Source organism: Pseudohongiella sp. SYSU M77423 (genome assembly GCF_029911965.1).
In the GTDB taxonomy this organism is placed as follows: Bacteria; Pseudomonadota; Gammaproteobacteria; order Pseudomonadales; family Pseudohongiellaceae; genus Pseudohongiella.
In genome coordinates this window covers 101,076-116,269 of sequence record NZ_JARYTH010000001.1, presented here as the reverse complement: position 1 = coordinate 116,269, position 15,194 = coordinate 101,076, and the positions used below count along the sequence as shown (strand labels likewise).

The following is a 15,194-nucleotide window of genomic DNA, read 5'->3' as shown; positions in this document are numbered from 1 at the left end:
ATATCAATGGGCCAACCAGCGAGCGCAACTGAATGTGCTCTATGGCGATTCAGGGTATCCGCGCCGGGTCAGCCGCGATTTCAGAGATTATCTGGAATATGAGCAGACTGACAATGATCACAGCAACTGGGAAGTTGGCGGTGACTACGATATCAGCTTCGCCAACGGGCACCGCGCGCAATTGCTGTTCGTCGCCACAGACCAGACGCGGGATGAGCAGCGCGAGCGGTATCGTGCCGATCCTGACACTGCACAGGTGGCTGACGTCAACAACAAGACACTGTTTATCGACTCTGATCAGCGCACACGTGAGCGCATTGTGCAAGGCAACTACAGCTTTCCGTTAACGTCTGATCAGAATCTGCGTGTCGGACTTGAAAGAGCCGTTACCCGTCTGGATTCAAGTCTGCTGGTCGGTTCGCGACATTCGGGCAGTGGATCTCTGCCGCCATCCGAGCGCTACGGAGGCCTGAACCCTCAGCCATCTCTGTCAAATGCGGGCACGACCGTCGAGGAAGTCCGTTACGAGGGTTTTGCGTTTCACAACTGGGTTCTGAGCCCAAGAAGTACCCTGGAAACCAGTCTGGTGTACGAGTCATCCGAGATTTCCCAGTCCGGTGTTGTCGACAACAGTCGCCGGTTCAACTATTTGCGGCCCTCCATTGACTATCGTTTCAATTTCACCGAGTCATTGCAGTTACGTGCAACGGCGGCCAAAGAGGTCTCACAGCTCAGCTTTTCTTCATTTGCAGCCACCGTTAACGACGATGACCGTGAACAGAACACGGATGCCGGGAACCCCGAACTGACGCCGCAGGAGGAGCTGCGATACGAACTGGGGCTGGAATACCGGCTGCCAAATGACAGCGGGGTGGTCAATTCGCGCATCTTCTATCGTGATATTGAAAACTACATTGGCAACATCAACGCAACAGTCGACCCCAATGAGCCACTGTCAGCTGAGGGTAACGTAGGGCCCGCGACGCGATGGGGAATTTTCAACGATGCCAGCCTTCGCCTGGGCTTCCTGGGCGTACCCGACGCAATCGTGTCGGCAGAGCTCAACATCTTCGATTCCCAGATCACCAACCCCTTCCTTGGCTCCAAAGAACGTATCAACCGGCGGGGCGAAGCGGAACTGGGCTTTAGGCGCGATGTGACAGCCTGGGCATTAAGTTATGGCTTTGACTACCGATACCCTTTCCATGGGGGTGAGTACGATATTGACGTCACCACGATTACGCGCAATGATAATCAACCCTCTCTGGATATGTTTGTGTCCAGAGTGTTTTTTGATGACGTCACTGTTCGACTGGAATCGGACAATACCCTGGGGCAGTCCAGATGTCGCTCCCGCTACCGATACGAGCCGTCAACAATTGATGGTGAGTTGAGCAGAATCGAAGACTCATGCAGCAGCAGGTATCGCCGCTTGATCTTGAGTGTCAGTTCTACATTCTAGGAGCCAGATTTGAGATGATGTCCGCAGCTAACGGATTGCGGCTGTTTGTTCTGGACGATGATGAAAGCGTCAACTTCACTATATGTGCAATAGCCAGAACGGCCGGTTTTGAAACCTTATCTGCGACTGATGCCCGATCATTTTTTGCGAGGCTGGACGATTTTCAGCCAACACATCTTGTAATTGACTTGCAGATACCTGAAGTCGACGGTATCGAAACACTCAAGCAGCTTGCCGGGCTGTCCTGCGAATGTAACCTCATTATCAGCAGCGGTCTCGAAGGTCGTGTTCTGGATGCGGCCGCGCGAATAGCCCGGGAAAAAGGCTTGCGACTGTCCGGCATATTGCCAAAGCCGTTTTCTGCCAATGAACTCAAAAAAATGCTGCTGCAGTCGCGCGCGGAAACAAGTCCGGAGGCGTTACAGTCTGAACAGCAACAGCGCTCAACGGCATACACCGAATTAAGTCGCGCCATCAATCAGAATGAAATCACCCCGCATTTTCAGCCCAAAATCGCCTGCGGCAGTGGCGAACTGGTCGGTTTTGAATGTCTGGCCCGTTGGCAGCATCCCAGTCAGGGAATGATTTATCCGGACGCCTTCATACCGCTTGCCGAACGGTCTGGTTTGATTGGCCCATTGAGCCGAGTTGTATTCAGCCAGGCCATGTGCTGGCTGAGTGAAAATTTTGCCAGCCCGGATGTCAAACTTGCTCTGAATATGTCTGCTCGACTGCTGGCAGAAGCTGACACACCGTTATGGTTGGTCAGCCAATGTCACCATTACAGCATTGATCCGCGCCAGATTATCCTCGAAGTGACGGAGACCAGCAGTCTTGAGAATCCGGAGCTGGTCCTGGAATATCTGACACAGTTGCGGATAAAGGGCTTCAGCCTGTCGATTGACGACTTTGGAGTGGGTTACTCCTCTCTGACGCAATTGGCGCGACTGCCGTTTTCTGAAATGAAGGTGGATAAGTCTTTTGTAATGACTGCACCGCAGTCGCAGGAGTCACGCAAGATTGTTGAGGCTATAGTTGGTCTCGCTCACACACTGGGTCTGACCGTGACTGCGGAAGGCGTAGAAGATGCCTGGACACTGGGCATGCTGGGCGACATCGGTTGCGATGCAGCCCAGGGCTTTTACATTACCCGCCCAATGTCAGGAAGCGCGGCTCTGCAGTGGGCGCGTACACGCCCACAGCGAGGCAAGCAGTCCGGTCATTCTGCAGGGAGCGCGTAGACCACAAGCGCAGCCCCCTGACTCTGCAATTGTCCCATTGGGCCCTCAGGTCCACCAGTCATTGCCATCACGGCGCCCATGAATGTGCCCGCGTGAATGGTAGGCTGGCCAATAACCACTGCAATATGCTGGCGTCCATCAGCCATGTAAGTGACCGGGAATGAAGCAGGTATGTCGCCAGTATTGGCCTCCCACAGCAAGGAACCGTCCTGCTGACTCAGAGCCTTGAATCGGTGATCAAGTGTGCCGCTAAATATAACGCCGCCGGCGGTCGCCACTATAGCAGTGGTGGGTGGTGCCAGCTCCCTGAAGTCCCACAGCAGTTCACGTGTTTTCACATTCATGGCCTGCAGGCGGCCAAACTGACCCTCCTGGCCAGGAACTGGCGTCGGGTTCAGCGCGGCACCCGTCGACAGAATACTCTGGCCGCCAACCGGGCCGCCGTTCATACACATTTGTGTGATTGGCAAAAACAGAATGTCGGTGTCCGGGTTGATCGAGCTGACCTGCCAGTTGCGTCCGCCGGCAGCGAACGGGCATACCAGTTGTGTTGTTTCTGCATTGGGTCTGGCATTGATAGCCATGGTTTTGGCACCCGTTTCCGGGTCGATTGCCGTGATCAGATTCTGGAGACCCAGATCTACGGAATACAGATATTCTCCGGTCGCTGCGTCCAGCGCATCGTACAGAGCCATTTTGCCGGCGGTAATCACGGCCTTGCGCATCTGACCATTGACTGGCACGTTAACCACCTGACGTTCATAAACCCAGTCGAGATCCCACTGATCATTAGCGTTGTGCTGGTAATGCCAGGCCAACTCCCCAGAGCTTACATTGATGGCCAGCGTCGAGTTCGTATAAAGCGCATCTGCTGTCACTTCGCCGTCGTTTTTTGGATGCAGAAGCGGCGCTGTGTCATATGTTGGTGCGGTACCGAAGTAGACCAGATCCAGTTCCGGATCATAGGTTGGCGGCATCCACACCGAGCCGCCGCTGCGGGCGCTCAGCTCCAGTCCATTCCAGGTGTTGTCGCCGTGTTCACCGGGTCGCGGAATGGTATAGAAACGCCATGACTCTTCGCCGGTTTCCAGGTCAAGAGCAACGATGAACCCACCCTCCGGAACCATGGTGGCATTGACGCCCTGGATAATTTTGCCATTGGCTATGATCGGCGTCGCTCTTAGCGTATGGCCACGTCGGCCTACCAGAGAGTCAGCGATGCTGTGTTGCCAGATTATCTCGCCACTGCGCATATCCAGCGCGACCATCTGCATGTCGTTGGTCGGCATGATGACCTTGTTGCCGTGAAGTGCTACGCCGAACTTGGAGCTGGGGACTGCGCCCTCACGAGTAGGGTGCTGATATTGCCAGAGTGTATCGCCGGTAGCTGCATCGAGCGCGTACAGACGATCATCGCCGTTGGCCAGGAACATCACTCCATCGTGAACGATGGGCGTCGGCGTATTTGAACTGGCTGGCAGTGGCACCCGATAGGCTTCCTGCAACTGGCCAACATTGCTGGTGTTGATCTGATCGAGTGGGCTGAATCCGTATGCATCCCAGGTGCGGCGCCACATCAGCCAGTCTCCGGCTGGCGGATCTGCGAGCATGGCGTCACTCACCGGGCTGAGCTGATCAAGTAGTGGCTTCGACTCTGCGGCCGTAACGGCAGGCAGGTACCAGCATAATGTGGTAAGAGTCACGCAGGCGAGTGGTTTGACAAATCTGTGGATCATTCCGGGCACCTTATTATCAAGAGCATTATTGTTATTTTGGAACCGTTGACTGCCTGACTGGTCCAGACTCCGGTTATAACGAATAATTGCGCCCTAGAATAGTGCCATTGAGGTAAATATTAGTACCCGGTCTGATTCTCCAGAGGTTTGGTGCGGAACCAGCCAGTCACAGCGAAACGAGGTGTTTTGGCGAAGGGCGCGACAAATGTGACTGAGTGCACATGGGCAACATCGAACAGGACCAGCGAGTTAAACTGCGGCGCCCAGGCGTCACGAGGCGTGCCGTCATCCTGAAAAAACTGCAGCATGCCACCCCAGTCGGGGTGCCACTGAGGTGAAAAATTCATGACATAGGCGACCCGTCTGCCTTCGCTGGGGTGAAAGTCATTGTGTCGCGTCAGGAAATTGCCTGGCAGATAACGTGTTGCCTGAGCTGAGGCTGCCAGTATGTCAGCATGACCACTGATCTGTCTGATCTGTTCCAGAAAAGGCTCGGCATTGATGAGTTCTGCAAATTGCGTGAGCGCAGCAGGGGTGTCCACTGCGCTCCGGCCAGTAATATCGTGGCGGCCGTACAGAAAACCTGAACCCCGGCTGGCATTTTCGTGGATTTTCTGCTGCAGACTTTGTATCTGGTCATTGGAAAGCTGACGCATCTCGGTATCGCTCAATACACCGTTGTCGCCATCAATATTGAAGGCGCTGCTGAACGGTGTTTCCCGAGCCAGTGTCTGCAACAGCTGGCTTGCATCATCCGCTTTCAGGAAATTCGCGACACGGACACGTCTGTCCAAAACGTATTGCTGATGGACGAGCTCGGGGCTGAACGCAGTATTGATGTCGATGCTCACTTAACGAACGACCTCTGTTGTACAGTAGGTGCTTTCGTCAAGGCGCCGCGTGTAATTATTAAGGATGCGTGAGCCTTCGGCTGCTTTGATGATGCCAGCGTTGATCTGTTTGCGGATAAGCTCGGTCATGCGACGGTCAAGGTCATTTGGGAAATACTGCACCTGGCTGAGCATGTCCTTGATACTGATACCCTTCAGTGTTTCCTCTATCCAGAAATTGCCTGATTCGTCATCGCGGGCGTAAACATGCACTTCATCGACCCGACCCAGCAGGTTGTGGGCATCTCCCAGAATTTCCTGGTAGGCGCCGACCAGGAAGATGCCAAGGTGGTATGCTTCGCCATGCCTGTGCGTGTGCAAAGGCAGCCAGCTGGTGTTGGTGTTGCCACAGACGTACTGGTCGATTTTACCGTCCGAGTCGCAGGTCAGGTCGACAACCTGGGCGCGCCGCTCCGGCCGCTCGTTGAGTCGGTGCAGCGGCATCACCGGAAACACCTGCTGTATCGCCCAGTGGTCGATAATGGAATGAAAGACTGAAAAGTCACACAGGTACAGGTCGGTCAGCTGTTCTTCCAGTTCAAGTTGCTCAGTCGGCGGTGTGGCAAGCTCAGCTTCTGCCAGCTTGTGCAACACCTCGCGGCAGGTGCTCCAGTAAAGGCTGTCAGTGTGTGCCAGCTGGTCCAGTGTCAGGTAGCCAAGGCGCATCAACTGATCGGCCTCCTCGCGAATCTCGCGAGCATCGTGATAGCACTCCAGCAGAATGCCGGTGACATCTGTCTCGCTGGCCTCCTGAAACGCAGTCTCCATGCGGGTGACAACGGCCGGGGAATCTGCAGGCGGCTCATCGTTCATTGGCGGACTGTCCGGGCGGTGGACGCCCAGCACCGGAATGATCAGCATTGAATGATGTGCTGTCAGCGCCCGGCCGCTCTCTGAAAGCAGGGTCGGAACCGGGACCCCACGCTCGTCACAGATCTCTTTGACGGCGTAGACAATGACATTGGCATATTCCCTGAGCCCATAGTTGATCGAAGACTCTGGATTATCATAGTCGCCACCGTAGTTGACGCCCAGGCCACCACCAACATCCAGGAACTGGACTTTGACGCCGCGCAGTACCAGATCAGCATAGATCTGGGTAATTTCCTTGACGGCGCTGCGCAGTACCTGGATATCTGATATCTGGCTGCCGAGGTGAAAATGCAGAAGTTCCAGACACTGGCCCTGGTTGCGCTTTTCAAGCGTTTTGACCAGGCGCAGCAGCTCAGGCACCGTCAGGCCGAATTTCGATCGTGCGCCACCGGACTCATACCAGCGTCCCGCACCCCGGGTGTTCAGTTTGACCCGCACACCCAGCCTTGGCGACATCTGTCGCTGGTCGGCCAGAATCATCAACTGTTCAAATTCAGAATACTTCTCAATGATGGGAACCACCTGCTGCCCGAGCTGTTGAGCGTTAAGCATCAGGGTCAGCATCACATGGTCCTTCACGCCGTTGCACAGCAGCAGCGTTTCCGAGCCGATCAGCGGCAGCGCGGCCATCAATTCGGCCTTGGAGCCGCATTCGATACCATTATTGAACTCGCGCCCGGCCTCCATGACCTCGGCGACAACCTCCTGCAGCTGGTTTACCTTGATCGGAAAGATGCTGCGATAGCTGCCGTCGTACCCGGCTGCCTCGATTGCTTCGCGAAATTTGCGGTTCAGGCGCCTGACGCGGGAGCTGATGATGTCCTGAAAACGCACCAGCAGAGGCAACGTCGAGCCGCTCTCCAGTGCCTCGGCCACCACATCATTGATATCAATGCGCAGCTCAGGGTTATCCTCGATTGGGCGCACACTGACATTGCCCTGATCATTGATGCTGAAAAAGCCGTCGCCCCAGACATCGACTGAGTACAGCTCGCGGGCATCGTCCAGAGTCCACGGCGATGAAGAGGTTTCTGTCATGAATTGAGTCCTTGTCGTTATTTGTTATCTGCGGCTTTGCAGTCAGCGTAAAGTGCCAGCAGTTCGATGGCGATCTGCGCACCTGCCAGCGCAGTCATCTCCGCATGATCGTAGGCTGGGGCAACTTCAACAACATCCATCCCCACCAGGTTGATGCCCTGCAGCTGACGAATGATGCTAAGTGCCTGCAGCGACGACAGTCCACCGGGGACGGGGGTGCCGGTGCCGGGAGCAAAAGCCGGGTCAAGGCAGTCGATATCGAAGGTAATGTACGCTGGGTGATTGCCCACGCGGTCCTTGATGCGCTGCGCGATTGCAGCGGCTGTCATGTCCTGAACCTGAGGCGCGTAAACGATGTCGTAGCCCAGCGTGTCGTCGTTGGTAGTCCGGATGCCAATCTGAATGGAATGTTCCGGCAGCACGATGCCTTCTTTGGCAGCCTTGTAAAACATGGTGCCATGATTGACACCCTCGCCAGATGAGGGCCAGGTATCGGTGTGTGCGTCGAAGTGGATCAGCGCGATCGGACCGTGTTTCTTGTGGTGCGCAACAAGACTTGGATAGGAGATGAAATGATCACCACCAAGCAGCAGCGTGGCCGTCCCCTGATCCAGGATCTCACTGATGCACGACTGCATATGCTTGATGCTGGCCAGACCGCCGCCCTGACGATTTTCGCAATCACCATAATCGACAACGCGCAGTGCTGCCAGGGGATCGGTTTTCCATGGCCAGGGGCGTTCCCATGCCAGCGACAGAGAGGCGTTACGGATGGCTCGCGGGCCAAGCCTGGCGCCGGAACGATTCGTGGTTGCCACATCAAAGGGCACGCCCATGACGGCCACATCAATGCCGGTCAGATCCCGGCCAAATGGCGTACGGAAGAAACTGACGGCGCCACCAAAGCTGTGCGAATTGACGGCTCCGGTGCCCGGCTGACCCGTGATTGCGTTGTCCCAACTATTACCCATACTGATGTTTGTCCTCAGGAATCGTTTGATGTCTGTCATCGAACGTCTTTCGAATGCGTGTTAAAGGTAAACTACCTACCTGCCAAATCCAAGTGGGCGATAGGCGCAGTGAGTGACCTGCTCACCTGAAAGATGGGTATTTTGCGCGTTTTAGTTCAAAAAGAGATATGTAATCGATCTAGGCGGAAAATAGGACAAAAAACGGACTTAATGTCCTTAAGTGTCAAGAGTTGTAACACTTTTTCCACGAATTCTCCCTTTATCGCGACAGACGGCATGGGATACTCCTGTTAATTCTTTAAGATTGATCCATAACCGATCATCGTCGCGTATTCAGGACTATCATGACGCATCTAAGCACGATCCACAGACTGACCCGAACATGCCTGCTGGTATCCGGCTTGAGTCTGCTTGTAGCCTGTGGCTCGGAGCAGGAACAGGCGGCAGATAACCGGCCCGGACGTCCAGGCGGATTCGGTCCGGGTGGCGCGCAGGTCATCCCGGCGGTTGAAGTTGTTGTAGCGCGTCGCGGTGCACTGCCGCTGGAAGAGCGGTTGACGGGCAGGGTCAGTGCCCGCAGTCAGACCGAGATCTATCCCGAAGTTGCGGGCCCGATCACCGAAATCTACATCGACAATGGCGACTTCGTGAACGAAGGCGACCCACTGGTGCAGCTGCGTGACGACGAGTATGTCGAACGTTATCAGCAGGCGCAGGCAGGCCTGGACATCGCGCGAGCGCAAACCCGTCAGGCAGAAGCCAATCTGCAGGTGCTGGAAAGCCAGATGCGTCGCGTGCAGGAATTAACCACACGGCAGCTGGAGACTGCTTCAGCGTTGGAGAGCATCCAGGTTGAAGTAGAAGTGGCCAGGGCCAACGTCGACCTGAGAGAAGCCCAGGAAAGCCAGGCACAATCCATTCTTGAAGAGCGCCGGCTGCAGCTTCTGAATACCACGGTCAGAGCGCCGATCAGCGGCACCGTAGGCCAGCGTAATGCCGAGCGAGGCCAGATCGTGAATACCGGTTCACGCCTGTTTCTGATCGGTGATATGGATGAGGTCCGAATTGAGGTTCTGATCACTGAGCGGCAGCTTAATTTCATTCGTGAAGGGATGACAGTCAATCTTTATTCCGAAAACTGGCCTGATGTCGTCCTCGAATCAGAAATCTCCAGAATCTCTCCTTTCCTTGATACCAGCACGCTGCGCACTCAGGCCTATATCGACATGGCCAACCCGGATGGTCTGATGAGACCGGGCATGTTCCTTAACGTGGATGTACTCTACGGCGAATCTGCCGAAGCTGTGCTGATCCCGAACAGTGCGCTGTATAGAAATCCGCGAACCGGCGAGGAGGGCGTCTATGTCATGTCGCCGCCTGGTGAAGAGTTTCGGCCTGTGGTTGAAGTCGACGGCGCCCCTGCGGTTTCTCCTCCGGCTGCGGTGCGATTCGTGCCTGTCACCGTGATCGCCAGTGGTCGCATGGCGTCCGGCGTACGTGGCGTGCAGGAAGGTGACTGGGTTGTAACGGTTGGTCAGAACATGCTGACGGGTAATGTGCCCGAGGCGCGCGCCCGGGTCATGGAATGGAACCATATGATGTCGTTACAGCGCATGCAGAGCCGGGATATTTTCGACATCATCGATGCGGCTCGGGACGATCGTAACAACGCTGCCGAAAGCTGAGCAAGGGTAAACATCCATGGCACTTACGGCTAATTCCATCAAACGTCCCATCGCCACCACGATGGTATTCCTGATCATTATCACCCTGGGTACCCTGGGATTTCGATACCTTCCCGTTGACCTGTTACCACCCATCGAACTGCCAGAATTATCAGTTCAGGTTGGTTATCCGAATGTCGGGCCCGAAGACATCGAGTTGCTGGTCACCGAACCACTGGAAAATGCGCTGGCGGTTGTGCCAGACATCGAACAGATGACCTCAACGTCCCGTGAGGGCCAGGGCTCTGTGACTCTGCGCTTCGCGCAGGGGACCGACATCAATGTGATCACCAATGACGTCCGCGAAGCACTGGACCGGGCGCGGCGCAGTCTGCCTGAAGACGCCGATCCACCCCGCATCAATCGCTTCAACCCTGACGATTCGCCCATCATGATTCTGGGTGTGCAATCAGACATGGATCTGATGGACCTGACCACCATCATGGAGCGTGATCTCAGTCGCCGCTTTGAGCAGATTGGTGGCGTAGGTGCCGTAGATGTCTGGGGTGGTATCGATCGTGAGATCCGGGTGGAAGTACGGCGTGACAGGCTGCTTGCCAGTGGTCTGACCATGAACGACATTTCCTCTGCGATTGCCGCCGAAGGCAACAATGCCCCGGGCGGTAACGTGCAGCGCGGTTTGTCCGATCTGTACGTCCGATCCATTGGCGAGTTCACCGACGTCGAGCAGATCCGTGATGTGGTAATCCGTAATGTGGAAGGCGTCCCGGTGCGTGTCGAGGACGTAGCCGATGTTCAGTACGCACGTGCCGACATTGGCCGCTACATCGAGATCGACGACATTCCGATGATACGTATGGGCATACGCAAACAAAGCGGTGCCAACACGGTAGCTATTGCTGAGGATATTCGCCGGGAGGTAGAACGCGTCAATCTGGAACGCAATGATCTGAGCATGATTGTGGTGACCGATCAGAGTGAATTTATCCAGGAGTCAATCGACAGTGTTCGCAACTCCGCAGTCTGGGGTGGCATTCTGGCGGTTATTGTACTGATGGCGTTTTTCCGCAACGGTTCAATTACCGGCATCATTTCTGTCTCCATTCCTATCGCCATCATCGCCACATTCGCGCTGCTGTACTTTGGCGGATTGACACTGAATCAGATGAGTTTCGGGGGACTGGCGCTGGGTGTCGGTCTCATCGTCGATAACGCGATTGTTGTCATTGAGAATATTGTTCGACATCGACAAGGCGGCGCCCGGCTCAAACGCGCGGCACAGCGCGGTACGCGCCAGGTTACCGGTGCAGTGATTGCCTCTACTGTCACGACATCTGTGATCTTCCTGCCCGTGGTATTCATGCAGACACTGACCGGCACCATGTTCCAGGAAATGGCGCTGGTGGTTGTCTTTGCTCTGGTCTGTTCGTTGCTGGTCGCGCTGACGCTGGTCCCGATGCTGGCCAGCCGCTTTCTGACCATCAAACCCGACAGTGAACGAACCGAGCTCAGCAGCAATGAGCGCGTCCTGCAGTCATTGGAGAACCGTTACGAAAGTGTCATTTCCTGGGCGCTGCGTCACAAACTGATTGTTGTGGGTCTGGCAGCGGTACTTGTGGTCGGTTCAGTTTTCAGCCTGCGCTTCATATCCTATGAACTGACCCCGCAGACGGAGGCAGATACCATCAGTATCGGTATGCGCATGGACGAGGGCACCAATATCGCGATATTGCACTCCTATATGATGGAAATGGACACCATCATCCGCAATATCGTGCCCTGGGAAAATGTCGTTAACTACACGCGAGACGTGCGCAACAGTAATGCCGAGCTGGAATTGACGCTCGTTGACCTGGGTCAGCGAACGATGGACTCAGGAGATCTGGCCGACTATATCCGTGCGCGAATCGAATCGGCCATCCCGGGCATGCGCGTGTGGGTGCGCGCCCAGTCTGGCATGTGGATCATGCGTAGAATTTTTGGTTCGGGTGGCGATGACGCCATACAGATACAATTGCGCGGGTATGATCTGGACCAGGCAGAGCAGATAGCACAGGGGATTCAACGTCGTGTTGAAGTACTGCCGGGTATTGCTGACGTCAATCTCAGCCGGCTAGAAGGTCGGCCCGAGCAAAGTGTGATTTTTGACAGGGAGCGAATGGCGTCTCTCGGTATTGGCGCTGCTGATATCAGTCGTGCCATCCAGGCCAGCATAGGTGGCTCTCGAGCCGGCGTGTTCCGCGATCGGGGCGATGAGATAGATATCAATGTCCGCTTGCGGCCTGAAGACCGTCTGAACGTGCAGGACATCGATAATATCTCGGTCCGGGCGGCGGATGGCACAGTCGTGCCAGTGTCATCGCTGGTGACTACCAGCTATGGTCGGGGCCCAACGGATGTCAGGCGCATCGATGGCCAGCGCGTTACCTACATAAATGCCAACCTGGAAAATGGTGTGGCACTGGGAGACGCCGTCGCGCTGATTCGTGCTGACTTGGCCCAGATGGCGCTTCCCGAGGGTTTCTCGATTGTATACGGTGGCGAATACGAGGAGCAGATGAAGGCTCAGGCAGACTTCATGATGGCCATCGCCATGGCGCTGATCCTCATCTACATGGTAATGGCGGCCCAGTTCGAGAGGTTTATCGACCCTCTGATTGTGATGGCCTCTGTGCCGCTTGCGATCGTCGGCGTAGTACCCACCCTGATTCTCACCGGCACGACCCTGAACATGCAAAGTTTCATGGGCATGGTTATGCTCATCGGTATTGTGGTCAACAACGCCATTCTGCTGGTGGACTACATTAATATCATGAGACGTGAAGAAAAGATGGACCTGGTGCCCGCTGTCGTCAAGGCTGGCCATCTGCGTCTGCGTCCCATCCTGATGACAACCGCGACAACGGTGCTGGGGCTGATGCCGCTGGCGCTTGGTGTCGGGGCGGGAGCAGAAATGCAGGCCTCACTGGCGCGGGTTGTGGTCGGCGGCCTGCTGGCTTCGACCTTGATTACGCTGGTCTTGATTCCGGTTGTTTACGTGGCAGTGCACTCGGCCAAAGAGCGTTTGGCCAGGCGTCTGCCACGTGGTGACGCATCTTCCAGGCAGGGCTACAGCAGCGCTGGCTGAATATCCTCGGAAGCCTCAATGATGGTGCTGATAGTGTCCTGGTCATGCACTTTTTTCAGTGCACCGGAGTAAATGTCATAGTGCCAGCCAGTCAGACGCAGCTTGCCGTCCTTGACGCGGCTGGCGATCCACGGAAATGTCATCAGGTTGCACAGTGAATACCCCACCGCCGCCTGCTCACATCTTGCGTAAGTTGCGGGGTCTTCCAGTTTCTGACGATCAGCCAGTTTCGAGACCGGTCCGATGATCGACATCCAGCGCCCGATGAATGATGATTGATCCAGCTTGTCGCCCTGCTGGACCAGCGTGCGAATACCGCCGCAACGGGAGTGGCCCAGGACAATGATTTCCGGTACTTCCAGCACAGTGATGGCGAACTGCAGTGCCGCACTGGTTCCGTGGTAGGAGCCCTGTTCTTCATAGGGCGGAACCAGATTGGCGACGTTGCGGATCACAAACAGATCACCTGGTTCGGTGTCAAAAATACGTGACGGCTCCAGTCGGGCATCACAGCAGGTGATCAGAACGTAAGAGGGCGTCTGCGTTTGCGCTGCCTCCCTGATTTTGTCTTTATTTTCAGCGTAGTAACCGGCCTTGAAGCGCTTGTACCCGTCCAGTAGTTTGTCTGTCATAATCGTGCTCGCTTGTTATATTCCCTGTGTGCAGATCGCAGTATTGTATCCGACTGGGACGTTTGATTCAGTACTCGACTGCGACAAAATGCCACAGCGCCAGCGCTGTAATCCACAGGACGTTCAGGTAGAATTCAGAAACCGGCCCGTAAGATCAGAGGCCAGACCTAATGATTGATGAGGATGTATCATGAAACTGATGATGATTCGTAGCATGGCTGTCGCGTTGTTACTGTCTGGCCTGATCGGACAGGCATTCGCGCACGGGACTCTGATTGCCTCGATGCCGGGGAATGGCAGTGAGGTGAGCAGCCCGGAAGCACTGACGCTGACATTCAATGAGCCTGTCCGACTGTTGCGATTGACTCTGGTTCATGGTGCCGCTCACGAGATGGATATAGGCTTTGAAGCGGTCACGACTGCCTCAGCTGAATTCAGCTTCGAACTACCTGCTTTGATGTCAGGCGCACACACGGTCAATTGGACAATTATCGGACCGGATGGCCATACCGTCAGCGACAGCTTTGGATTTACTGTGAACCCAAATGCCAGCGGAGCACAAATGCAACAACATTCGCATGGCGCAGAGCACCACCACCACTGATTTGACCTAGTATGACAGCGTGGCTGCTGGCCAGCCTGGTGACCAAGTCTCTGGTTTATATGGCCATGCTGGCCGCCGGTGGTGGCCTGTTCATTTCCCTCCTTTATCCGCTTAAGGCGATCACCGTCCGCTACCTGCTGCCTGCTACTGTTATGGGTCTGCTGGCGGTGTGTCTGTTTTTTCTTGTTCAGATCGGGCAGGTCAATCAGCAAAGCTTTTCCGGCATGTTCGACATGCAACTGGGCGTCATCCTGGCGGAGACTACGCTAGGTGAAGGGCTGCGCTGGCGCCTGACAGGGTTTGCGCTGGTTCTGATAGCGGCGGCCACCATCTGGCTTGCTGACACCCATTCACGATTTCATGGCTGGATAGCAGCGGCTTTCATCACTGGTCTCCTTGGCTGCACCGCTCTGGCGGTGTCAGTCGCCGTGCTTGGCCATGTCAACATACTGGACATGGCAACGCGTGTTGCAGCGGTGCTGCACCTGCTGGCAGTGTCTGTCTGGATCGGCTCATTGCTGCCGCTTTTGTGGGTGTGTCAGCAGGCATTTCAAGGTGATCGTTATCCTGGCAGGTTGATATTGTTGCTGCGCCAGTTTGGTCAGTTTGGCTGGCTGTTTCTGGGCCTGATGGTCGTCAGTGGAGTCTGGATGGCCTGGCAACTGCTGGGGAGTTTCAGCGCCTTGTTGACTACAACTCATGGACGTTTCCTGTTGCTTAAGCTGACGCTGGTGGCACTCCTGATGGCGCTGGGAGCCACTAATAAGTTCTTCTGGGTTGCTCGTCTGGTTGAGCCACAGAGCAGGCATGGAGCCGTCAAGGGACTGCGTTTGACTATTATGATGGAGATTGTGCTGGCTGTTGCTGTTGTTGTGGTAACGGCACTGATGACAACGGTGGAGGGTCCGGTCCGCTAATCTGTTGTTTTTAGCGCT

General features: G+C 55.5%; 11 protein-coding genes. 6 read left to right on the top strand and 5 right to left on the bottom strand.

Going from position 1 to position 15,194, the window contains the following annotated elements:
• The first annotated feature begins 34 nt into the window (after positions 1-34).
• Together QGM61_RS00480 and QGM61_RS00475 are read left to right on the top strand one after the other, a co-directional pair.
• Positions 35-1,462, top strand: a complete 1,428-nt coding sequence (locus QGM61_RS00480; RefSeq protein ID WP_281131485.1) for a TonB-dependent receptor — start codon at positions 35-37, stop codon at positions 1,460-1,462.
• Positions 1,411-2,703, top strand: coding sequence for an EAL domain-containing protein (locus tag QGM61_RS00475; RefSeq protein ID WP_281131484.1), 1,293 nt, complete (start codon positions 1,411-1,413; stop codon positions 2,701-2,703). The genes QGM61_RS00480 and QGM61_RS00475 overlap by 52 nt, the downstream gene beginning before the upstream one ends.
• Here QGM61_RS00475 and QGM61_RS00470 read toward each other — a convergent pair.
• The 4 genes from QGM61_RS00470 to speB form a co-directional block, all read right to left on the bottom strand.
• On the bottom strand, positions 2,682-4,439 hold the full coding sequence (locus tag QGM61_RS00470) for a pyrroloquinoline quinone-dependent dehydrogenase (RefSeq protein WP_281131483.1): 1,758 nt from the start codon (positions 4,437-4,439) through the stop codon (positions 2,682-2,684). The genes QGM61_RS00475 and QGM61_RS00470 overlap by 22 nt on opposite strands.
• A 119-nt stretch (positions 4,440-4,558) precedes the next feature.
• Positions 4,559-5,290 carry a 2OG-Fe(II) oxygenase gene (locus tag QGM61_RS00465; protein ID WP_281131482.1) on the bottom strand — a complete coding sequence of 244 codons (732 nt, stop codon included), beginning with the start codon at positions 5,288-5,290 and terminating at the stop codon, positions 4,559-4,561.
• On the bottom strand, positions 5,291-7,240 hold the full coding sequence (speA, locus tag QGM61_RS00460) for a biosynthetic arginine decarboxylase (protein WP_281131481.1): 1,950 nt from the start codon (positions 7,238-7,240) through the stop codon (positions 5,291-5,293). It lies immediately after the preceding gene.
• A gap of 17 nt (positions 7,241-7,257) precedes the next feature.
• A complete protein-coding gene (gene speB, locus QGM61_RS00455) occupies positions 7,258-8,217 on the bottom strand; it encodes an agmatinase (RefSeq protein WP_411268751.1) in 960 nt (319 codons plus the stop codon).
• Positions 8,218-8,555: 338 nt separating this feature from the next.
• On the opposite strand from speB, the gene QGM61_RS00450 reads away from it, so the two are divergent.
• Positions 8,556-9,896, top strand: coding sequence for an efflux RND transporter periplasmic adaptor subunit (locus tag QGM61_RS00450; protein WP_237133351.1), 1,341 nt, complete (start codon positions 8,556-8,558; stop codon positions 9,894-9,896).
• Between the two features lie 16 nt (positions 9,897-9,912).
• A complete protein-coding gene (locus QGM61_RS00445; RefSeq protein ID WP_281131479.1) occupies positions 9,913-13,023 on the top strand; it encodes an efflux RND transporter permease subunit in 3,111 nt (1,036 codons plus the stop codon).
• Here the strand turns inward: QGM61_RS00445 and QGM61_RS00440 are convergent.
• A complete protein-coding gene (locus QGM61_RS00440; RefSeq protein ID WP_237133353.1) occupies positions 13,005-13,655 on the bottom strand; it encodes a carbonic anhydrase in 651 nt (216 codons plus the stop codon). The genes QGM61_RS00445 and QGM61_RS00440 overlap by 19 nt on opposite strands.
• A gap of 190 nt (positions 13,656-13,845) precedes the next feature.
• Here QGM61_RS00440 and QGM61_RS00435 point away from each other — a divergent pair, with 190 nt between their 5' ends.
• Both QGM61_RS00435 and QGM61_RS00430 read left to right on the top strand, forming a co-directional pair.
• Positions 13,846-14,259 (top strand): copper resistance protein CopC, encoded by a 414-nt coding sequence (locus tag QGM61_RS00435; protein WP_237133354.1) that lies wholly within the window; start codon positions 13,846-13,848, stop codon positions 14,257-14,259.
• Positions 14,260-14,270: 11 nt separating this feature from the next.
• Positions 14,271-15,176 (top strand): CopD family protein, encoded by a 906-nt coding sequence (locus tag QGM61_RS00430; RefSeq protein WP_237133355.1) that lies wholly within the window; start codon positions 14,271-14,273, stop codon positions 15,174-15,176.
• Positions 15,177-15,194 lie beyond the last annotated feature (18 nt).

Coding starts and splice junctions, on each gene's coding strand:
- QGM61_RS00475 (WP_281131484.1), top strand. CDS start 1,411: ATGCAGCAGCAGGTATCGCCGCTTGATCTTGAGTGTCAGTTCTACATT.
- speA (WP_281131481.1), bottom strand. CDS start 7,240: ATGACAGAAACCTCTTCATCGCCGTGGACTCTGGACGATGCCCGCGAG.
- QGM61_RS00440 (WP_237133353.1), bottom strand. CDS start 13,655: ATGACAGACAAACTACTGGACGGGTACAAGCGCTTCAAGGCCGGTTAC.
- QGM61_RS00450 (WP_237133351.1), top strand. CDS start 8,556: ATGACGCATCTAAGCACGATCCACAGACTGACCCGAACATGCCTGCTG.
- QGM61_RS00470 (WP_281131483.1), bottom strand. CDS start 4,439: ATGATCCACAGATTTGTCAAACCACTCGCCTGCGTGACTCTTACCACA.
- QGM61_RS00435 (WP_237133354.1), top strand. CDS start 13,846: ATGAAACTGATGATGATTCGTAGCATGGCTGTCGCGTTGTTACTGTCT.
- QGM61_RS00445 (WP_281131479.1), top strand. CDS start 9,913: ATGGCACTTACGGCTAATTCCATCAAACGTCCCATCGCCACCACGATG.
- QGM61_RS00430 (WP_237133355.1), top strand. CDS start 14,271: ATGACAGCGTGGCTGCTGGCCAGCCTGGTGACCAAGTCTCTGGTTTAT.